Source organism: Couchioplanes azureus (assembly GCF_014648355.1).
In the GTDB taxonomy this organism is placed as follows: Bacteria; Actinomycetota; Actinomycetes; order Mycobacteriales; family Micromonosporaceae; genus Actinoplanes; species Actinoplanes azureus.
Map to the genome: position 1 here is coordinate 39,457 of NZ_BMQY01000017.1, position 19,824 is coordinate 59,280.

22 protein-coding genes and 1 tRNA gene are annotated in these 19,824 nt (G+C 71.2%); 10 read left to right on the forward strand and 13 right to left on the reverse strand.

Features of this window, described 5'->3' with window-relative positions:
• Positions 1-114 precede the first annotated feature (114 nt).
• From IEY99_RS32750 to IEY99_RS32790, 9 genes are read left to right on the forward strand one after another with little or no spacing between them, the layout of a single operon-like run.
• Entirely contained in the window at positions 115-558 is a 444-nt protein-coding gene (locus tag IEY99_RS32750; protein WP_189208028.1) for a DUF6197 family protein, read from the forward strand.
• A 29-nt stretch (positions 559-587) separates the two neighbouring features.
• The gene (locus IEY99_RS32755) at positions 588-881 is read left to right on the forward strand and encodes a helix-turn-helix domain-containing protein (RefSeq protein ID WP_189208029.1); all 294 of its coding nucleotides are present in this window, start codon (positions 588-590) and stop codon (positions 879-881) included.
• Between the two features lie 29 nt (positions 882-910).
• Positions 911-1,306 (forward strand): RRQRL motif-containing zinc-binding protein, encoded by a 396-nt coding sequence (locus IEY99_RS32760; protein ID WP_189208030.1) that lies wholly within the window; start codon positions 911-913, stop codon positions 1,304-1,306.
• Positions 1,303-1,593 (forward strand): hypothetical protein, encoded by a 291-nt coding sequence (locus IEY99_RS32765; protein WP_189207995.1) that lies wholly within the window; start codon positions 1,303-1,305, stop codon positions 1,591-1,593. The genes IEY99_RS32760 and IEY99_RS32765 overlap by 4 nt, the downstream gene beginning before the upstream one ends.
• A complete protein-coding gene (locus IEY99_RS32770) occupies positions 1,590-2,423 on the forward strand; it encodes a DUF2637 domain-containing protein (protein WP_189207996.1) in 834 nt (277 codons plus the stop codon). The genes IEY99_RS32765 and IEY99_RS32770 overlap by 4 nt, the downstream gene beginning before the upstream one ends.
• A complete protein-coding gene (locus IEY99_RS32775; protein ID WP_189207997.1) occupies positions 2,420-2,713 on the forward strand; it encodes a hypothetical protein in 294 nt (97 codons plus the stop codon). The genes IEY99_RS32770 and IEY99_RS32775 overlap by 4 nt, the downstream gene beginning before the upstream one ends.
• Before the next feature lie 2 nt (positions 2,714-2,715).
• Positions 2,716-4,530: a replication initiator gene (locus IEY99_RS32780; RefSeq protein WP_189207998.1), complete on the forward strand. Its 1,815-nt coding sequence runs from the start codon at positions 2,716-2,718 to the stop codon at positions 4,528-4,530.
• 29 nt (positions 4,531-4,559) lie between these two features.
• A complete protein-coding gene (locus IEY99_RS32785) occupies positions 4,560-4,766 on the forward strand; it encodes a helix-turn-helix domain-containing protein (protein ID WP_268245168.1) in 207 nt (68 codons plus the stop codon).
• A complete protein-coding gene (locus tag IEY99_RS32790) occupies positions 4,763-5,908 on the forward strand; it encodes a site-specific integrase (RefSeq protein ID WP_189207999.1) in 1,146 nt (381 codons plus the stop codon). The genes IEY99_RS32785 and IEY99_RS32790 overlap by 4 nt, the downstream gene beginning before the upstream one ends.
• Before the next feature lie 69 nt (positions 5,909-5,977).
• Here the strand turns inward: IEY99_RS32790 and IEY99_RS32795 are convergent.
• The 7 genes from IEY99_RS32795 to IEY99_RS32825 form a co-directional block, all read right to left on the reverse strand.
• A tRNA-Pro gene (locus IEY99_RS32795) sits at positions 5,978-6,051 on the reverse strand.
• Positions 6,052-6,138: 87 nt separating this feature from the next.
• Positions 6,139-7,524 carry a ribosome biogenesis GTPase Der gene (der, locus tag IEY99_RS32800; RefSeq protein WP_189208032.1) on the reverse strand — a complete coding sequence of 462 codons (1,386 nt, stop codon included), beginning with the start codon at positions 7,522-7,524 and terminating at the stop codon, positions 6,139-6,141.
• Between the two features lie 35 nt (positions 7,525-7,559).
• A complete protein-coding gene (cmk, locus tag IEY99_RS32805; RefSeq protein ID WP_229799480.1) occupies positions 7,560-8,240 on the reverse strand; it encodes a (d)CMP kinase in 681 nt (226 codons plus the stop codon).
• Positions 8,241-8,414: 174 nt separating this feature from the next.
• Complete coding sequence (locus IEY99_RS32810; protein WP_189208001.1) at positions 8,415-9,161, reverse strand: alpha/beta fold hydrolase; 747 nt, start codon at positions 9,159-9,161, stop codon at positions 8,415-8,417.
• 12 nt (positions 9,162-9,173) lie between these two features.
• Entirely contained in the window at positions 9,174-9,914 is a 741-nt protein-coding gene (locus IEY99_RS32815; protein WP_189208002.1) for a pseudouridine synthase, read from the reverse strand.
• A complete protein-coding gene (gene scpB, locus IEY99_RS32820; protein WP_373293487.1) occupies positions 9,901-10,722 on the reverse strand; it encodes an SMC-Scp complex subunit ScpB in 822 nt (273 codons plus the stop codon). The genes IEY99_RS32815 and scpB overlap by 14 nt, the downstream gene beginning before the upstream one ends.
• 416 nt (positions 10,723-11,138) lie before the next feature.
• Positions 11,139-12,095, reverse strand: a complete 957-nt coding sequence (locus tag IEY99_RS32825) for a segregation and condensation protein A (RefSeq protein ID WP_229799484.1) — start codon at positions 12,093-12,095, stop codon at positions 11,139-11,141.
• Between the two features lie 319 nt (positions 12,096-12,414).
• Here IEY99_RS32825 and IEY99_RS32830 point away from each other — a divergent pair, with 319 nt between their 5' ends.
• Positions 12,415-13,266, forward strand: a complete 852-nt coding sequence (locus tag IEY99_RS32830) for a DUF72 domain-containing protein (RefSeq protein ID WP_189208005.1) — start codon at positions 12,415-12,417, stop codon at positions 13,264-13,266.
• Between the two features lie 22 nt (positions 13,267-13,288).
• Here IEY99_RS32830 and IEY99_RS32835 read toward each other — a convergent pair whose 3' ends face one another.
• The 6 genes from IEY99_RS32835 to pyrG all read right to left on the reverse strand — a co-directional run bounded on the left by IEY99_RS32835 (position 13,289) and on the right by pyrG (position 19,725).
• The gene (locus IEY99_RS32835) at positions 13,289-13,957 is read right to left on the reverse strand and encodes a hypothetical protein (RefSeq protein ID WP_189208006.1); all 669 of its coding nucleotides are present in this window, start codon (positions 13,955-13,957) and stop codon (positions 13,289-13,291) included.
• A 1-nt stretch (position 13,958) separates the two neighbouring features.
• Positions 13,959-14,891, reverse strand: a complete 933-nt coding sequence (locus IEY99_RS32840; RefSeq protein WP_071806245.1) for a ParA family protein — start codon at positions 14,889-14,891, stop codon at positions 13,959-13,961.
• Positions 14,892-15,005: 114 nt separating this feature from the next.
• Positions 15,006-15,929 (reverse strand): site-specific tyrosine recombinase XerD, encoded by a 924-nt coding sequence (locus tag IEY99_RS32845; RefSeq protein WP_189208007.1) that lies wholly within the window; start codon positions 15,927-15,929, stop codon positions 15,006-15,008.
• 37 nt (positions 15,930-15,966) lie between these two features.
• Positions 15,967-17,082: an alanine dehydrogenase gene (gene ald, locus IEY99_RS32850; RefSeq protein ID WP_189208008.1), complete on the reverse strand. Its 1,116-nt coding sequence runs from the start codon at positions 17,080-17,082 to the stop codon at positions 15,967-15,969.
• Between the two features lie 322 nt (positions 17,083-17,404).
• On the reverse strand, positions 17,405-18,004 hold the full coding sequence (locus tag IEY99_RS32855) for an NUDIX domain-containing protein (RefSeq protein WP_189208009.1): 600 nt from the start codon (positions 18,002-18,004) through the stop codon (positions 17,405-17,407).
• The gene (gene pyrG / locus IEY99_RS32860; RefSeq protein WP_189208010.1) at positions 18,001-19,725 is read right to left on the reverse strand and encodes a CTP synthase; all 1,725 of its coding nucleotides are present in this window, start codon (positions 19,723-19,725) and stop codon (positions 18,001-18,003) included. Before pyrG ends, IEY99_RS32855 begins: the two co-directional genes overlap by 4 nt.
• Positions 19,726-19,824 lie beyond the last annotated feature (99 nt).

The window sequence follows — 19,824 nt, forward strand, 5'->3', positions numbered from 1 at the left end:
ACCGACAACTGCATAGCCCTGACGGACGACAGGACCGGCCCACGAGCTCGGCAGGCCATGGCCGGTCCTGTCCCTCACCCACATCGCTCCTGTTACGGAAAGGACGTGGATGCCATGAAGGCTACCCACCACCCGCTCGCCGTACCCGACACCACCACCAACACAGCCGTAACGCCGGCGGTGCTGTTGCGCTGCGCCGCCCTCTACCTGCAAACCCACGGCTGGACCCAAGGCGAAGTCTTCGACTACCTCGCGCAGGATTCGTTCCCGCCCGCCTGCGCCATCGGCGCCATCAACGCCGCCGCCTACGGCCGGTGCATCCTCACCGCCACCGACGACACCACCCTGTTCGACCACGACGCCTGGGGCGTCATGTCCGCGCTGCGGATGTTCGCCGCCTGCCTGGATCCGGACTATGACCCGTTCCAGACCAGCGCTATCGACGTCATCGGCCAATGGAACGACGCCGAACACCGCACCCGCGACGAAGTCATCCAGGCCCTGAACGAGGCTGCCGACGACTGGGACGCCGCACATTCTGCCGGGGGTGCCCGGTGAGCCTGTCCTATGTCAACCACGCCTTGACACTGCAACCCCCGTCCGGCGACAGCCGGCCCCCACGCCCGCGGCGCCGGGATGTCGTGGAGAACGACGAATACGCCGCCTTCGCCCGGCGCATCATCCGCGCCTACGCCCGGCGGGTCGCTTCTGGCGACGTGGAAGCCCTCACCGACATGGTGGCCCTGTCGTCCGTGCTGGACGACGCCATCACCGACGCAGTGATCGGACTGCGCGCCCACGGCTACTCCTGGGCCGAGATCGCCCAACGGCTTGGCATCTCCCGCCAGGCCGCCCAGCAGCGTTGGGGAGCCGACCGATGACCGCCCCGATCGCGCTGCACTTCCCGGTCCTGGACGAGCTGGCCGAGCGGACCGGCATCGCGGTCGAGTTCTACGACCCCACCGGAGCCCGCTACGGCTTCCCCACCTTCCCCTACCACTACGCCCCCGACAATCTGGCCACCCGCCGCCAGCTACGCGCCGCCGGCCTGCGCCCGGACGGACACGATCCCGTCGCGCAGATCCTGTGGCGCCACCGCGCGCAGCGCCGCGTCGCCTACCTCTACCGCCGCGACCTGGCCAAACCGAAATGGTCCGCGTCCCCCGGCCAACTGGCCGCTGTTGCCAAGGCCCTGGAGGCCCGGCGGACCTGCCGGCACTGCGGCATCACCCGGCCCTACTACATCCCTCGCTCGACCGGCGCCTGCCTCGTCTGCGAACCCGCAGCCGGAGGTGGTGGGCGGTGAGCCTCTATGACCGGCACGACGCCGAAACCGCACCCCACTGCCTGTGGTGCATCGACGGCATGACCCCCGCCGGCATCCACCCCGACCTCGGCCCCGTCCTCAAACTCTGCCCCACCCAGCAGTGGTGCGACGACTGCGGCGACGTCTCCGTGTTCCCGGCCGAGTGGGAAACCCTCGACGACCGGATCAACGACATCCTCGCCGACGGCTACGCCGCCATCTGGTGCGCGTACTGCAACGGCATCACCGCCGTGCTACCCGTCACCAACGACGGAGGCATCCGATGACCGCCGCCACCGAACACTTCGCCGCCGAATACGCCCGCAACGCGGTGCCGAACATGCTGAAGGCGATCGACACCATCAAGCGGTACAACCGCTTCACCCTGCTCGCCGCCCTCGCGACCAGCTACCTGCACCAGGCCCACTACCTGTGGACCCAGAAGGCCGGCTACTTCGCCTACCTCGTCCCGCTCATCTTCGACGCCGCCATGGTCTCCATGCTCATCGTCGTCCGCACCCCCGGCATCACCCGCGACGCCAAACGCTCCGCTCTGGCCGTATTCACCGGCGCGTCGCTGCTGTCGGCCACCGTCAACTACCTCGCGCCGGGATCCGTGGGGCTGCGGCTCATCTTCGCCCTCGTCGTCGTCCTGGTCATCGGCGTCGAACTCGTCGCCGGACGCATCCGCCCCGACTTCGAAGCCATCGAGGAACAAGCCGCGGACCTGCTCGCCGCCGCCAACAAGATCAAGGTCAGCACGCCGGACACCGACACGGAACCCGTCGGCGCCGCCCCGGCCGCCAGTGCCGAGCCCTCAACACCTGCGGTAACAACAACCGCCGCTTCTGATAGCCCGGCTGATCCAGTACCGGCAGTTCTGCCGGCCACCGACGGGCATGATCACGCCGAGGACCTCCCGGCCCGGCTCATCTCCGCGGCCCGCATGGTCACCGTCCAACACCGGCAAACCAGCGGCCAGCCACTAACCCCCGGCGAGCTCGCCGCCCGGCTCGGCACCACGGAGACCATCGCCGCCCGGCTGCTGGCCGCCATCGACAACCCCCCACCGGCGCGGCTCAACGGTCATTCCCCGGCGTTCGGCGGTGTCCGGTGACCGCCTACCAGGTCGACGTTCATCACCTCACCCACACCTGCCCGGCCGACCCTGAGCCGCATCCCTACGACACCCGGCGCACCATCGTCGCGGTCGCACCCGGCGGCCCCTGCCGCCGACCCGTCACCATCCGGTCCGGGACCGCCACCGCGGTCATCGCCTGCGGGCGACACGCCCCGCGTGAGCAGCAGTGCCCGGCCTGCCGCATCACCGTCATCAAACACCAGGTCATGTTCACCTTCATGGGCCATCACGGCCCGCAGCACCCGCAGACCGGGACCGCTGCCTGACCATGAGCACCTCGACGCTGGACCTCGCACCCCGGGAGCAGACTGCCCGGGGTACGGGCTCGAACGCCGAACCCTCCTGGACCCCGCCACCGGCCGCATCGTCCGCGCTCGGCCAGGCCGTCGCCCGCGCCGCCCGCCCGGACTACTTCGGCTGGCTGTCGCATGTGCAGGCCGCGGCGGGATGCACCCGCCCGATCCGGCTGTCCGGCACCCTCGACCGCTACGACAGCAGCGGCACCCTGCTCGACTCCCGGCACACCGACGCCCTGCCCGACAAAGCGATCTACAAAGCGTGCGGGAACCGCCGCGGCACCGTCTGCCCGTCCTGCGCCCGCACCTACCAGCGCGACGCCTACCAGCTGCTACGCGCCGGCCTCGTCGGCGGCAAAGGCGTCCCTGAGACGGTGTCGCGCCATCCGGCCGTGTTCGTCACTCTGACCGCACCCGGCTTCGGCGCTGTGCACACCCGCCACGTCCGCGCCCACTCGTGCGCCGACCGTCGGCGTTGCGACTGTCGACCCGAGCCGTGCCATGCCCGCCGCGACAGTCCCGGCCCCTGCTCTCACGGGCTGCCGGTCGTCTGCTGGGCTCGCCACACCAGCGACGATCCCGCCCTGGGCCAGCCGTTGTGCCTCGCCTGCTACGACCACGACCACCACGTCGTGTTCAACTGCTTCGCCGCCGAGCTGTGGCACCGAACCAAGCAGACCGCCGAACGCGCTTTGGCCAAGCTCTGCCGCGCCCGGGGCATTCCGTTCATCGAAGTGTGCACCGACGGCAAACGCGTCCGCCGCATCCCACCCGTACGGCTGTCCCACGGCAAAGCCGCCGAGATGCAACGCCGCGGCGCCATCCACTTCCACGCCCTCATTCGCCTCGACGGCGTCGACGGCGACAACTTGGACGCTGTCATCCCGCCCCCGACCGGCATCGGCGTGGCCGACCTCGTCGACGCGCTCGACGACGCCGCCCGGACCACCACGTTCGACACCCCGGAGCATGCGGACCGGGCCGAAGGCTGGCCGATGCGCTGGGGCGACCCGGACAAGGGCCTCGACATCCGGCCCATCACCCTCACCGGCAACGGGCAGGTCACCGACGGCATGGTCGCTGGCTACCTCGCCAAGTACGCCACCAAGAGCACCGAAGCCACCGGTCACAACTCCACCCGGATCACCGCCGACACCCTCGACCAGCACGCCGATCCCCATGGCAGCCATACCGCCCGGCTCATCGCCGCCTGCTGGCGCCTGGGCCACCAGCCCGATGACCAACCCCACCGCCGCACCGGCCTGCTCCGCGCCTCCACCGGCCACCCTCAAGGGACGTTCATCGAGCCGTGGGATTCGCCAGAGTGTGGCGGTCACACCCGTTACCGGGTCTGCCCGCAATGCGTCGCCGAACGTCAAGCCAGCCTTGACACCAAACCCGCGCACACCACCACACCCACCAATCCGTATGCCCGGCTACGCCGCTGGGCCCACATGCTCGGCTATGGCGGCCACTTCCTTACCAAAGCCCGCCGCTACTCGGTCACGTTCCGGCTACTGCGGGAGACCCGCGTCGTCTTCCGCCGCCACCAGGACCAGACCCTCACCGAAGATTCCGGCGCAGTGCAGGCCGCCGACCACCTCGGCGACGAAACCACGCTGATCGTCGGCACCCTCACCTTCGCGGGAACCGGCTGGCACACCAACGGCGACGCCCTGCTCGCCAACACCGCCGCCGCCATGGCCCGCGCCCGACACGACACCGGCCGCGAGGAACGCGCCCACGAAATCGGCACCACCACGACTGCCATCCCGGTAGCCGCCTGACTGCACCGCCCGACGAGGAAGGAAGACCGTTGAACGAGCCCCAGCGGAAGGCTCTGTACCGCATCCCCGAAGTGATGCAGCAGCTGAGCCTCAGCCGCTCCGTGATCTACGAACTCATCCGCGCCGGCCGACTGCGCACCGTCAAAGAAGGCCGCACCCGGCTCGTGCCCGAGTCGGCCATCACCGAATACGTCTCCCTACTGGAACGGGAGAGCAAGGAAGGAGTCGCCGCATGACCAAACGCCGGAGCAGGGGCGATGGCGGCCTGCACTGGGACGAAGCGCGACAGCGCTGGATCGCCTCAGTCACCGTCGGCTACACCCCGGCAGGCAAGCGCATCGTCCGCAAAGCCAGCGGCAAGACCAAGACCGAAGCGAACAACGCCCTGCGGCAGAAGATCCGCGACTACGAGGACGGGCTCTCGATCGCCCACAACACCATCACCGTCGCGGACGCGCTGGCCGACTGGCTGGCCTACGGGCTGAGCGGCAAAGCCGCCACCACCGTCGGCAACTACACCATGCTCTCGCGCACCCACATTGCACCGGACCTCGGCGCCCGGAAACTGCGCGACCTCACCGCCACCGACATCGACCGGTGGCTCGCCGCCAAGGCGAAGATCCTCAGCACCCGCACCCTGCGCCTGCTGCACTCGATCCTCAACCGCGCCGTCAACCGGGCGATGGCCCGCAACCAGGTCATGCGCAACGTCGTCGGCCTGTGCACCGTGCCGTACGGGTTAGACGGCCGCCCGTCGAAATCCCTGACCTTCGATCAAGCCAAGGCGCTGCTCGCCGCCGCCGAACACAGCTCCCTGCACGCCTATGTCGTGCTCTCGCTCATGACCGGTGCCCGCACCGAGGAGCTACGCGCCCTCACCTGGGCACATGTCGACCTTGAAGGGCGGCCTGACCTCGATCCGCCGGTCCCGCCCTCGGTCCACGTCTGGCGCTCCGTGCGCGTCGACGGCGACACCAAGACCCGCAAATCGCGCCGGTCTCTCGCGCTGCCCGCCCGCTGCGTCCAGGTCCTCACCGACCAGTACGAACGCCAGGGCCTGCCCACCGGCGACGCGCTGGTGTTCGCCAGCAAGGCCGGCACCGAACTCGACCGGCACAACGTGCTGCGCTCGTTCCGGCTGATCATCAAAGCCGCCGGACTCAACCCTTCCGAATGGACCCCGCGCGAACTGCGGCACAGCTTCGTGTCGCTGTTGTCCGACCACGGCATGAGTTTGGAAGAGATCGCCGACCTGTGCGGGCACTCCGGAACGTCGATCACCGAGAGCGTCTACCGTCATCAACTGCGGCCGGTACTGCTCAACGGGGCCGTCGCGATGGACCGCATCTTCGGCCCGGACGACACCCGAAACCCGTAGTCACCCAGTTAGTAACCCGGACATGAAAGGAGGGCATATCCATCGATGGGATATGCCCTCTGACCTGCGTCGGGCTGACAGGATTTGAACCTGCGACCCCTTGACCCCCAGTCAAGTGCGCTACCAAGCTGCGCTACAGCCCGATGCCACGCCCCAGAGCCCCAGCGCGCGGCAACACCACTACCCTACCGCAGTCCCTCAACCCGCTGAGCACCGGCATGCCGGGATGCTCACCCGTGTGCCTTTCCTCGGCCGCCCGGCCCCAGCTTCTTGCGCGGCCGCACCGACACCTCCACCGGGCTCCCCTCGAAGCCGAACTCCTCGCGCAGCTTCCGCTCGACGAACCGCTGGTAGCCCGCGTCGAACGGACCCGTGGTGAAGAGCACGAACCTCGGCGGCGCCACGCCTGCCTGGGTCGCGAAGAGCACCCGGGGCGCTCGGCCGCCTCGGACCGGGTGCGGGGTGGCCTGGGTGAGGGCGGTCAGCCACTGGTTCAGGGCGCCGGTGGGGATGCGCTTCTCCCAGCTGGCCAGGGCTCGGCGGATCGCCGGGGCGAGCTTGTCGACCGCTCGTCCGGTTTTGGCGGAGATGTTGACGCGGATCGCCCAGGGGATGCGCTTGAGCTCCCGGTCGATCTCCTTGTCGAGGTAGAACCGGCGGTCGGCGTCGACCAGGTCCCACTTGTTGAAGGCGATCACCAGGGCCCGGCCGGCCTCGACGACCTGGGTGAGGACGCGCTGGTCCTGTTCGCTGATGACCTCGGCGGCGTCGAGGAGGACCACGGCGACCTCGGCCGCCTCGACGGCTCCCGCGGTGCGCAGGGAGGCGTAGTACTCGGTACCGGATGCCTGGTTGACGCGTTTGCGCAGGCCGGCGGTGTCGACGAACTGGAAGATCTCGCCGTCCATCTCCACCAGGCTGTCGACCGGGTCGACCGTGGTGCCGGCGACCGAGTCGACCACCGCGCGTTCTTCGCGGGCGACGCGGTTGAGCAGGGAGGACTTGCCGACGTTGGGGCGGCCGACCAGGGCCACGCGGCGGGGGCCACGCGGGCCGCCCTCGATGATCGGCGGGGCGGGGGGCATGGCGGCGAGGATCGCGTCGAGCAGGTCGCCGGAGCCGCGGCCGTGCAGGGCCGAGATGGGGTGCGGCTCGCCGAGGCCGAGCGACCAGAGCGACATGGCCTCGAGTTCCACGGCCTGGTTGTCGGCCTTGTTCGCCACGAGGATGACCGGCTTGGCGCTGCGGCGGAGCATGCGCACGGCCTTCTCGTCCATGTCGGTGGCGCCGATGGTGGCGTCGACGACGAAGACGACCACGTCGGCGGTCTGCACGGCGATCTCGGCCTGGGCGGCGATGGCGGCGGCGCGGTCGCGGGCGTCAGGTTCCCAGCCGCCGGTGTCGACCACCGTGAAGCGCCGGCCGTTCCACTGGGCGTCGTACGGCACGCGGTCGCGGGTGACGCCGGGCACGTCCTCGACCACCGCCTGGCGGCGGCCGATGATGCGGTTGACCAGGGTCGACTTGCCGACGTTGGGGCGCCCGACGACCGCCACGACCGGCTGGGGACCGGCCGGTTCGTCCGTCTCGGCGGCCGTTCCGTCGGAGAAGGTCACGTCGTCGAACTCGGAGAGATCGACGGGGAAGTCAGTCACGAACTCACCTTGCTGTTGAGCATGTCCAGGAGCCGGTGCACGACCTCGTCGATCCCCATGCCGGTGGTGTCCAGCTCCGCCGCGTCGTCGGCCTGCCGCAGCGGATCGGCGGTGCGGGTGGAGTCGAGCCGGTCGCGGCGGGCCAGGTCGGCCTCGGTCGCCGCGACGTCGGTGGCGTCCTCGGCGCTGCGACGCTGGGCGCGCGCGGCCGCGGAGGCGGTCAGGTAGACCTTGAGGTCGGCGTCGGGGGCCACGACGGTGGCGATGTCGCGTCCCTCGACGACGATGCGGGACGCGGCCGCGATGATCTCCTGCTGGAACTGCACGAGCATGGCGCGGACCTGCGGGATGGCGGCGACGGCCGAGACCGCCCCGGTGACCTCGGGCCCGCGGATGGCCGCGTCGACGTCGACGCCGTTGGCCTCGAAGTGCGGGGCCAGCGGGTCCGTGCCGATGGCGAGGTCGGTCTCCATCGCCACCTTGATCACGGAGTCGGTGTCGGCCAGGTCGACCCCGGCCTGGAGCACCGACCAGGTGATCGCCCGGTACATCGCGCCGGTGTCGAGGTAGACGCCGTCGATCGCCGCGGCAAGACGCCGGGAAACGGTGGATTTGCCCGACCCCGAGGGGCCGTCGACGGCCACCACGCACCGCTCGGGCCGTACTACTTGCGCCACCGTTACCTCCAACGTCGGGGAAGACGAACCTCCCCATTGTGCCCGGTGCCTCCGACAACTACGCGCGGGCATCCTCCGGGCCGTCCGACTCCGTCATTTCCGGAAAGTACGGCGCCACCCGCCCCCGACCGCAGCCGACAGGCCCCGGCGTCAGAGGCACCCCCGAGCCGGCGCTCAGGCCCAGCCCTCCAGCAGCACCATGCACCGCTCCGGGCTCTCCACGTGGGCGTTGTGCCCCAGTCCGTCCAGGGTGACGACCGGCACACCGAACCGCCCGAGCTGCTCGCCGGTGTTCATGACGTCGTGCTCGCCGCGCGCCAGGGTGACTTCCGCCGGGCACCGACCCACCAGCGCCGCCATGTCCGGTTCACCGACCCCGAAGGCCCGGCCGTCCAGGGCGAGACGCCACCGCCCGTCCTCGTGCACCAGGCCCGCGTCCACGGCCGGGTCGGCGGGATCGAGCAGCCCGGTGAGCCCGGACACCCGCAGGTGCCGCGCGGCGGCCTCGTCCCGTGAGTCGAACCACGCCGCGGGCCGCCGGGCCAGCGCCTGCGCCCGGTCCAGCTCCTCGGGGCTCCAGGCGACCTTGATGCCGAGCCCGGCGATCCCGGCCACCGGCGACCCGGCCCCGGCCAGCGCGAGGGCGACCACTCCGCCCAGGGAGTGCCCGAGCACATACGTCGGTCCGGCCGGCTCCACGAGCGGGCGCACCGCGGCGGCGAAGGCGTCGAACGTGTACTCCGGCAGCGGCGCCGAACCGCCGTGGCCGGGCAGGTCCGGCGCCACCCAGCGGCCGGGCCACCGGCCGGCCAGCACCGGCCACCAGCCCGCCCACACGTCGGCGGTCGCGCCGAGCCCGTGCAGCAGGATCAGCAGCGGGCCGCCCTCGCCGCCGCTTCGCACCCGCAGGTCGCCGTTCACCGCGTCGGCCCCTTACTCGCCGACGGCCTTGAACAGGGCGCCGATCTCGGCGTTCGACAGGTGCCGGAAGCCGCCGGGCCGCATGTCGCCGAGCCGGATCGGACCGACCGCCGTACGGACCAGTCGCGACACCGGATGCCCGACCTCGTCCATCATCCGCCGCACGATGTGCTTGCGCCCCTCGTGCAGCGTCAGCTCCACCTGTGCGGTCTTGCCCACCGCGTCGACCAGCTTGAACGCGTCGACCTTGGCCGGACCGTCCTCCAGCTCGATGCCCGCGAGCAGCCGGCGGCCGACGTTGCGCGGCAGCGGCCCGGCGACCTCGGCCAGGTAGGTCTTGGCCACCCCGTACGAGGGGTGCATGAGCTTGTGCGCGAGCGCCCCGTCGTTGGTGAGCAGCAGCAGGCCCTCGCTGTCGGCGTCGAGGCGGCCGACGTGGAAGATGCGCTGCTCGAACGTGCCGAGGAAGTCGGCCAGCTCGTTGCGCCCCTTTTCGTCGTCCATGCTGGAGACCACACCGCGCGGCTTGTTCATGGCCAGGTAGACCAGCTTGGTGTCGGTGACGATGCGCTGCCCGTCGACGTGGATCTCCGCGGTCGCCGGGTCGACCTTGTCGCCGAGCTTGGCCACCCGGCCGTCGACGGTGACGCGCCGCCGGAAGATCAGGTCTTCGCAGGCGCGCCGGGATCCGACTCCGGCGGTCGCCAGGACCTTCTGCAAGCGCACGGAGTTGTCCGGATCAGCCTGAGGCATCGAGCACTTCTTCCACGTCGTCGGGCAGGAACGGGGCCAGCGGCGGCAGCTGGTCCACCGAGTTGAGGCCGAGCTTCTCGAGGAACAGCGCCGTGGTCCGATACAGGAATGCCCCGGTCTCGCCCTCGGTGCCGCATTCCTCGATGAGGCCGCGCGTGACAAGGGTACGCATCACGCCATCACAGTTCACACCGCGGATGGCCGAGATGCGCGAGCGCGTCACAGGCTGCTTGTATGCGACCACGGCCAGCGTCTCCAGCGCGGCCTGCGTCAGCCGCACGGACTGCCCGTCGAGCACGAACCGCTCGACGTAGGGCGCATACTCCGGCCGCGTGTAGAGCCGCCACCCACCCGCGGCCCGCCGCAGGTCGAACCCGTGCCCCGCGGCGGTGTAACGCGCCGAGATGTCCTCCAGCATGGCGGCGACGCGCTCGGTGGGCTGCTCCACGATCTGCGCGAGCTGCATCTCGGCGACCGGCTCGTCGACGACGAGCAGGATCGCCTCCAGCGCCGCCCGCAACTCGGCGTCATCGAGCGGCTTCAGCTCGGGTTCTTGGCGCTCCCCCTCGTCGGCAGAGCCGGACACCGGCTTTCCGGCGGACTCGCGCTTCACTTCTTCGGTACGGGGCGACGACCCCCCAGAAGCAGCACCCCCTCCCCGACCCCGACGGCCCTGAGCGGGTATCCCGGAACTCGGCGCACTGACCGCCACCGGATCCCCGTCGGCGCCGGACTCCACCCCGGCCGCATCCCCGTCGGCGCCGGACTCCACCCCGGCCGCATCCCCGTCGACCGGCGCATCCACCACCGGCGCCCCCGCGACGTCGTGCTCCGCCGCCTCCTCGAACGCATCGGCCGCGGGCACCTCGGGCCCGACCTCGAACTCGGTCACCGCGGCCCCGGCCCCCACGTCCACCGGCTCCGATCCGACCCCGGCGTCGATCGGCTGCGACACGTCCTCGGCAACGATCGATTCCGGCGCGACCTCGGCCTCGACCGGCGCAACGTCCGCATCTTCCGGCGCAACGTCCGCATCCACCGGCGCGGCCTCGGCCTCCACGGCGTCCGTCTCCGCGGCTTCGGCCTCTGCGGCGTCGGATTGCTCCGGATCGGTTTCGCCGCGGTGGGCGGCGGCGTAGGCGGGGTCCGGCGGGCGCGGCGCGCGCTCCCACGGCGGGACCCAGGAGGCCGCCTGTGCGGCGAGGGAGTCGGGGCGCTCGTCCGTCATGACTTGTCCTCTTCCGATGGAGCCGACGGCCCGGCGTGCGCCCCCGGACCGTCCTGGTCAGCGTCTTCCTCTTCCGCGCCGGCGCCCGGCTCGGGGTCCGCGGCGGCGGTGTCCGGTTCGGGCGGGGTGCCTTCGTAGTCGTCGATGTCGAGCTCGGCCCCGCTGTCGGCGCCGCCGATCCACCTGATCGTCAGCTCGTCCAGGGAGACCGGCTGCTCGAAGTCGACCAGGCCCTCCCGGTACAGCTCGAGCAGCGCCAGGAACCGGGCCACCACTTCCAGCGTGTTCTCGCAGTCGGCGACGAGCAGGGTGAAGGTCGACGTGCCGGCCCGCCGCAGCCGTTCCCGGATCAGGTTGGCGTGCTCGCGCACGCTGACCCGGACCTGGTGGATGTGCGCGATGGACACCTGGGGCGGCCCCGGCTTGGGGGTGAACTGCTTCAGCGCCAGCTTGAACAGGCGCTCCGGTCCGACGCCGAGCACCAGCTCGGGCAGCGCCTCGGCATATCGCGCCTCCAGCGAGACCGCGCGCGGCCAGCGCCGCGCCCCGGTGCTCTCCAGCTCGGCGAGGTGGGCGGCCGCTTCCTTGAACGCCTTGTACTGCAGCAGCCGCGCGAAGAGCAGGTCGCGGGCCTCGAGCAGGGCGAGGTCCTCCTCGTCCTCCACCTCGGCGGCGGGCAGCAGCCGGGCGGCCTTGAGGTCGAGCAGGGTGGCCGCGACGAGAAGGAACTCGCTGGCCTCGCCGAGGTCCCAGTCGTCGCCCATCCCCCGGATGTACGCGATGAAGTCGTCGGTCACCTGGTGCAACGCCACCTCGGTGACGTCGAGCTTGTGCTTGCCGATGAGCTGCAGCAGTAGGTCGAACGGCCCGGTGAAGTTCGTCAGCCGCACGGTGAACCTGCCGGTCTCGCCCTCCCCGGCGCCGGAGTCGCCGGCCGGGCCACCGTCCGGCACGCCCGGGTCCGCGGGCGGCAGCGTGGGAGCGTCCGTGGTCGCGGAGCCGGCCGGCGCCGGACCGGGGCCGCCCGGTTCGGCGGGCGTGGAGAGAGCGGGCTCTTCAGGCACGTGCTGACCGTAGACCACGGGTCCGACAAGCTGTTCCCGGCTCACTCCACATCCCCCATAACCCTCGCGAACAGCCTCTTGTGGGTCAAACGTCACGGCGCGCCACCGGTAACTGACGGTGCACCGCCAAGATCGGCGATTCGGCGCAGGGCGGGCGTACCGCTATGGTCCATGCATCACCCCTGCGGCATGGGCGGAGGTCATCGCGGTGCGTCTGCACGTCGGGTGCGCGATGTGGAGCCTGAAGGCCTGGCAGGGCCGCTTCCTGCCGCATCCGCAGCCCTCGCACGAGCGGCTGCGGTCCTACGCCGGCTGGTGCGACGCGGTCGAGGGCAACACCACCTTCTACGCGACGCCCGCCCGCGACACCGTGGCCGGCTGGGCCCAGCAGACCGGCCCGGAGTTCCGCCTCGTCCTCAAGCTGCCGCGGGCCGTCACCCACGAGCGCCGGCTCACCGGCGGCGACGAGGAGCTGCGGGCCTTCCTGCAGGCGATCGAGCCGCTCGGACCGCGCGCGCACGCCCTGTGGATCCAGCTGCCCGGCTCGTTCGGCCCGGACGACGTCCCGGTGCTGTCCGGCTTCCTGCGCCGGCTTCCCGCTTCCCATCGGTACGCCGTGGAGGTTCGGCACCGTGCCTTCTTCGACGATCCGGGCGCGACCGGCCGCCTCGAGGAGGCACTCGCCCCCGTGGACGCCGAGTGGATCCCGTTCGACACCACCGCCCTCTTCCGCAGCCCGCCGACCAGCGACGCCGAGCGCGACGCCTGGACGAAGAAGCCCCGCATGCCCCTGCGTACGGTCGCACTCACCGACCGGCCGATCGTGCGCTACCTGGGCCGGGACGCCGTCGACCGGACGGTCGAGGGCTGGCGGCCGTGGGTCGGCATCGTCGCGGGCTGGCTGCGCGAGGGCCGCTCGCCGACGTTCTTCGTCCACACCCCGGACAACGCCGACGCGCCCGAGCTCGCCCGCCGGTTCCACGACGAGGTCCGGGCCCGCGTGCCCGGCCTGGCCCCGCTACCGCAACCCACGCCGGTCGAGCCGATGACCCTGTTCTGAGACCCGGCCCCGAGCCGCGGGGTCAGCCCCAGAGCCGAAGGAAGAGCACCCCCAGCACGTCGAGCAGGCCCAGCAGGAACGGGCGCTCGAAGGGGAAGAAGCAGCAGATCAGCAGCAGGAGCACGCCGAGGTTCTTCTCCTCGAACCAGAGCCGGATCCACTGCAGCCCCGGGCCCGGCTTCGCCGGTATCGACCACAGCACCCCGAAGCCGTCCAGCGGTGGGAGCGGGATCAGCGCGAGCAGCCCGAAGGTCAGCAGGCCCGCGCCCAGGCAGAGCAGCACCTGCTCCACGAGCGGCAGGGGAAAGCCGCGCAGCAGGAACGACGGGCTGAGGATGCCGAGGAGGTTCTCCGGCGTGCTGGAGGCGTACGCGGCGAAAAAGAGCTGGGCCACGGCGATGCAGGTCAGCGGGCCGCTCAGGTAGACCGCGGCGGCGCGGCCCCGGCCGCGCCAGCGCGGGACCTCGTCGACCGGGATGATCTTCCCCCAGCCCATGCCGCCGACGGCGGCCGCGACCGCGCCGAACGGGTCGATGTCCTCGCGCGGGCGCGGGCCGATCGGTTCCCGGCGGTCGGTGAGGCCTAGCGTACGGGCGGTGACCCGGATGGCGAGGGCGCGCAGCAGGAGCGCGAGCACGAAGGAGACGACCAGCGCGAGGAATGCGACCGGTTCGCCGAGGGCGAAGAGCAAGCTAGCCCCGTTCCGCCTTGGCGGCGATGACCTCGCGGGCGAGCTGGCGGTAGTTGCGCGCGCCCGACGACGCCGGGTCGAGGGTGGTGATCGGCGCGCCGGCCACGGTGGACTCGGGGAACTTCACCGTCTTGGTGATCACCGTCTGGTAGACCTTGTCGCCGAAGGCCTCGACGACCCGCTGCAGCACCTGGCGGCAGTGGGTGGTGCGGCTGTCGTACATGGTCGCCAGGATGCCCTCGAGCTCGAGGTCGAAGTTGAGGCGCTCGCGGACCTTGTCGATCGTGTCCAGCAGCAGCGCGACGCCGCGCAGGCTGAAGAACTCGCACTCCAGCGGGATGAGGACGCCGTGGGCGATGGTCAGCGCGTTGATCGCCAGCAGGCCCAGCGAGGGCTGGCAGTCGATGAGGATGAAGTCGTATTCCTTGCGCACGCTGCGCAGCACCCGGGCGAGGGCCATCTCGCGGGCGACCTCGTTGACGAGCTGGATCTCGGCCGCGGAGAGGTCGATGTTGGCGGGCAGCAGGTGCAGGCCGGCCACGTCGGACTTGATGATCACGTCCTCGGCCGTCACGTCGTCCTGCATGAGCAGGTTGTAGACGCTCAGGTCGAGGTTGTGCGGGTTGACGCCCAGGCCGACCGAGCAGGCGCCCTGCGGGTCGAAGTCGACGAGCAGGACCTTGCGGCCGTACTCGGCGAGGGCGGCGCCCAGATTGATCGTCGTCGTGGTCTTGCCGACGCCGCCCTTCTGGTTGGCGAGGGCGATGATCCGCGCCGGGCCGTGCCGGTCGGTGGGCATCGGCTCGGGGATCGGGCGGCGCATGGTGTAGGCCGTCGGGTCGGCCGGCCCCAGGTCGGCGCCCAGGTCGAGGGAACTCTGCTGTTCCCGCAGGGCCGAGGTCCAGGCCTCCGCGCGCTCGTCGTTTCCCGCCATGCCCCTGTAGCCCCCTCTCGACCCGCAATCCGGAGCCGATGCCCGACTGTACGCCACGCAAGCCGTCGATCCGGGGTCACCCGCACGGCGTGTCGTCCACTGGTGGCCCAACGCCTAACGAGCGCGCGGGTGTGCGGTGGCGTACACCTCGCGCAACCGGTCCACTGTCACCAAGGTGTAGACCTGGGTGGTGGTGACCGAGGCGTGCCCGAGCAGTTCCTGAACGACTCTCACGTCCGCGCCGCCGTCGAGCAGATGCGTGGCGTACGAATGGCGCAGGGTGTGCGGGGACACGGCGTGCGCGCCCTCCACCGGCAGCCCGGCGGCCTCGGCGGCGCGGCGCAGGATCGTCCAGGCGCTCTGGCGTGACAGCGCTCCGCCCCGCGCGTTGAGGAAGACCGCCGGGGTGCCCTTGCCCGCGGCGGCCAGTGCCGGGCGGGCGCGGACGAGGTAGGCGTCCAGGGCGGCGCGCGCATAGGAGCCCAGCGGCACGAGCCGGGTCCGGCCGCCCTTGCCGCGCAGCGTCACCACGGACGGGTCCACGTCGTCCACCGCCAGCCCGACCGCCTCGGAGATCCGGGCGCCGGTGCCGTACAGGAACTCCAGCAGGGCGCGGTCGCGCAGGGCGAGCGGCTCGTCGCCGGCGACCGCCTCCAGGAGCCGGGTGACCTGGTCGACGTCGAGGGCCTTGGGCAGCCGTTTGGCCGGGGCGGGCGGTTTCACCTCGCGGCTCACGTCGTGCGCGGCGAGGCCCTCGCGGGCGGCGAAGCGGTGCAGGCCGCGTACCGCGCTGACCGCGCGGGCGGCGGAGGCGGCCGACAGCGGCGGATGGTGCTGCGTGCCCTCACGCAGCACCAGCAGATGCTGCGTGAGGTGGGCGGGAGTGACCGCGGCCAGCTCGGTGACGCCGGCCGCGGTCAGCGACTCCAGATAGCGTTCCAGGTCTCGCCGGTACGAGGCGAGGGTGTTGCGGGACAGGCCGCGCTCGACCGACAGGTGGTCGAGGTAGGTCCGCACGGCCTGCCGCAGCCCCGCCATGGTTTGTTTCGGTTTTCCGCCGCGGACGGGCTGGGATTCAGCTCAGTGCCTCGGCGAGGGACAGGGCCTGCATGCCGTGGGCCTCGGCGACCGGGCCGTAGGTGACGTGACCGGCGTGCGTGTTCAGGCCCAGGGCCAGCGCCGGGTCGGCCTTGACGGCGTCGCGCCAGCCCCGGTTGGCCAGCTCCAGCGCGTACGGCAGGGTGACGTTGGTCAGCGCGTACGTGCTGGTGTGCGGCACCGCGCCGGGCATGTTGGCGACGCAGTAGAACATCGACTCGTGCACCTTGTAGACCGGGTCGGCGTGCGTGGTGGGACGCGAGTCCTCGAAGCAGCCGCCCTGGTCGATGGCGATGTCGACGAGCACGCTGCCCGGCTTCATCCGGGAGACCAGCTCGTTGGAGATCAGGTTCGGCGCCTTGGCGCCGGGTACCAGCACCGCGCCGATCACCAGGTCGGCGTCGATCACGGCCTTCTCGATCTCGTACGCGTTCGACGCGATCGTCTGCAGGTGACCGCGGTAGTCGGCGTCGGCCGCCCGCAGGCGCGCGATGTTCTTGTCCAGCACCAGCACCTCGGCCTGCATGCCCAGCGCGATCGCCGCCGCGTTCATGCCGGAGACGCCGGCGCCGATGACGACGACCTTGGCCTGGTAGACGCCGGGGACGCCGCCCATGAGCACGCCGCGTCCGCCGCCGGAGCGCATCAGGTGGTAGGAGCCGACCTGGGGCGCGAGCCGCCCGGCGACCTCGGACATCGGCGCGAGCAGGGGCAGCGAGCGGTCGGGCAGCTCGACGGTCTCGTACGCGATGCCGGTGACCTTGCGGTCGATGAGCGCGTCCGTGCACTCCTTGGAGGCGGCCAGGTGCAGGTAGGTGAAGAGCACCTGCCCCTCGCGCATGCGGCCGTACTCCTCGGCGATGGGCTCCTTGACCTTGAGAACGAGGTCGGCCGTGCCCCACACGTCGTCGGCGCTGCCGAGGATCGTGGCACCGGCGGCGACGTAGTCCTCGTCGGTGATGGAGGAGCCGGCGCCCGCGCCGGCCTGCACGTAGACCTGGTGGCCCGCGCGGGTGAACTCGAAGACACCCGCCGGGGTGATCGCCACCCGGAACTCGTTGTTCTTCACTTCGCTCGGAATGCCGACCTTCACGAGTCGACACCGTCCTTTCCGGGAGAGACGTCGATGGCTCAAACCCGAGACGGGCTGCATTCGCAGACTACCGTCCCACCGAACGCAAGATACTGCCGATTGGCGGCCCGAAGATCAAGAAGTGCGGATCGGCTTCCCGGGCGGTCCCGCGCGGTGTTACCGCAGGGTAACCAGGGTGGCCGCGGGCCGAGCAGGCCCGATGCGGCGGCGGTGCCGCCGGTTGCGGGATCGCACCGCCGGCCGCGGCCGGCGGGGGTGTGCCAGCTCACATGACGAACGGGCCGCCGGGATTCCCGGCGGCCCGTGTCGTGGGTGTCGATCGTCAGGCGAGCGGCGGCGTGCCGGCCGGGCGCAGGGTGGCCCAGCCGTCGTCCCGGGCGCGGGCCGCGCTGAGCAGCCCGCCCACCGCCGCGGCGTTGGTGATCTCGCCGCGCAGCACCATGGCGACCGCCTCGTCGAGATCCACCCAGCAGATCTCGATGTCGGCCTCCTCGTCCTTGCGGGCGTGGCGCTCCTCCTCGGGCACGGGCGACAGCTCCCGGGCCAGGAAGATCCGGATCGTCTCCGCGCTGAAGCCCGGGGAGGTGTGCAGGTCGACGAGCAGGTCGAAGCGGCGGGCCGTGATGTCGGCCTCCTCGGCGAGCTCGCGTCCGGCGGTGACCGCCAGGTCCTCGCCCGCCACGTCGCGCAGGCCCGCGGGCAGCTCCCAGAGCTTCTCGCCGACCGGGTGCCGGTACTGCTTGATCAGCACCACCCGGCCGACGTCGTCCAGGGCGACCACGCCGACCGCGTTCTTGTTGACCACCACGTCGCGGTGGGCGGTGCCCCCGCCCGACATGGTCACCTCGTCGGTGTAGACCGAGAAGATCGGCCCCGAGTACCGCTCGGTCCGCGACCTGGTCTCGTGCGCGAACGCGCTCACGAGGCGGGGACCGCGCTCTTGTCGCTGTCCGGCTCCGCGGACGGCGCCACCTCGACGGGCAGCTCGTCGGCGGCCGCGTACGCCACGGCGGCCTTGACGAACGCCGTGAACAGCGGGTGCGCCCGGGTCGGCCGGCTCTTCAGCTCCGGGTGCGCCTGGGTGGCCACGAAGAACGGGTGCGTCTCGCGGTCGAGCTCGATGAACTCCACCAGCCGCCCGTCCGGCGAGGTGCCGGAGAACCGCAGGCCGGCCTTGGCGAGCCGGTCCCGGTAGGCGTTGTTGACCTCGTAGCGGTGCCGGTGCCGCTCGGAGATCTCGGTGCTGCCGTACGCCTCGGCGACGACCGAGCCCGCGGTGAGCGCCGCCGGGTAGGCACCCAGCCGCATGGTGCCGCCCAGGTCGCCCTTGCCCGCGACGATGTCCTCCTGGTCGGCCATGGTGGAGATCACCGGGTGCGGCGCGCGCTCGTCGAACTCGAGCGAGTTGGCGCCGTCCAGGCCGGCCAGGTTCCGGGCGGCGTCGATGGTCATGCACTGCAGGCCCAGGCAGAGGCCGAGGATCGGGATGCCGTTCTCCCGCGCGTACCGGGAAGTGTTGATCTTTCCCTCGATGCCGCGGATGCCGAAGCCGCCGGGGATGCAGATCCCGTCGACGCCCTTGAGGGCCGCGGCGGCGCCGGCCATGGTGTCGCAGTCGTCGCTGGGAACCCAGCGCAGCTGCACCTTGGCCGTGTTGGCGAAGCCCGCCGCGCGGATCGCCTCGCTCACCGACAGGTAGGCGTCCGGCAGGTCGACGTACTTGCCGACCAGCGCCACGGTGATCGTGCGGCGCGGGTGGTGCACCCGCTCCAGCAGGTCGTCCCACGTGGACCAGTCGACGTCGCGGAAGGACAGGCCCAGCCGGCGGACCACGTACGCGTCGAGGCCCTCGCGGTGCAGCACCTTGGGGATGTCGTAGATGCTCGGCGCGTCCGGGGCGGCCACCACGGCCTCGCGGTCGACGTCGCAGTAGAGCGAGAGCTTGTGCTTGAGCTTGTCGGGGATCTCCCGGTCGCTGCGGCAGACCAGCGCGTCGGGCTGGATGCCGATGTTGCGCAGCGTGGCGACCGAGTGCTGGGTCGGCTTGGTCTTCAGCTCGCCCGACGGCGCCAGGTACGGCACCAGCGAGACATGCAGGTAGAAGACGTGGTCCCGGCCGATCTCATGGCGCACCTGGCGGATCGCCTCGAGGAACGGCAGCGACTCCATGTCGCCGACGGTGCCGCCGACCTCGGTGATGACGACGTCCGGCGTGCGGCCGTACTCGTCGGGAGCGGCCATCGCGAAGATGCGCTCCTTGATCTCGTTGGTCACGTGCGGGATGACCTGCACGGTGTCGCCGAGATACTCGCCGCGGCGCTCCTTGGCGATGACGGCCGAGTAGATCTGGCCGGTGGTGACGTTCGCCTTCGCCGACAGCGCCCGGTCGAGGAACCGCTCGTAGTGGCCGACGTCCAGGTCCGTCTCGGCGCCGTCCTCGGTGACGAACACCTCGCCGTGCTGGAACGGGTTCATCGTGCCGGGATCGACGTTGAGGTAGGGGTCCAGCTTCTGCATGACGACCCGCAGGCCGCGCGCGGTCAGCAAGTTGCCGAGGCTGGAGGCGGTGAGGCCCTTGCCCAGCGAGGAGGCGACGCCTCCGGTGACGAAGATGTGCCGCGTCTCGCGCACTGTTGGTGCCAAGGCCTGCTCCCGTGGTCGGTCAAATCGGTCGTGCAGACCGGCGCCGATCGTCGTCGACGATCGCGCCATCCACGGGATTTCACAGTAACACCTGCCGCG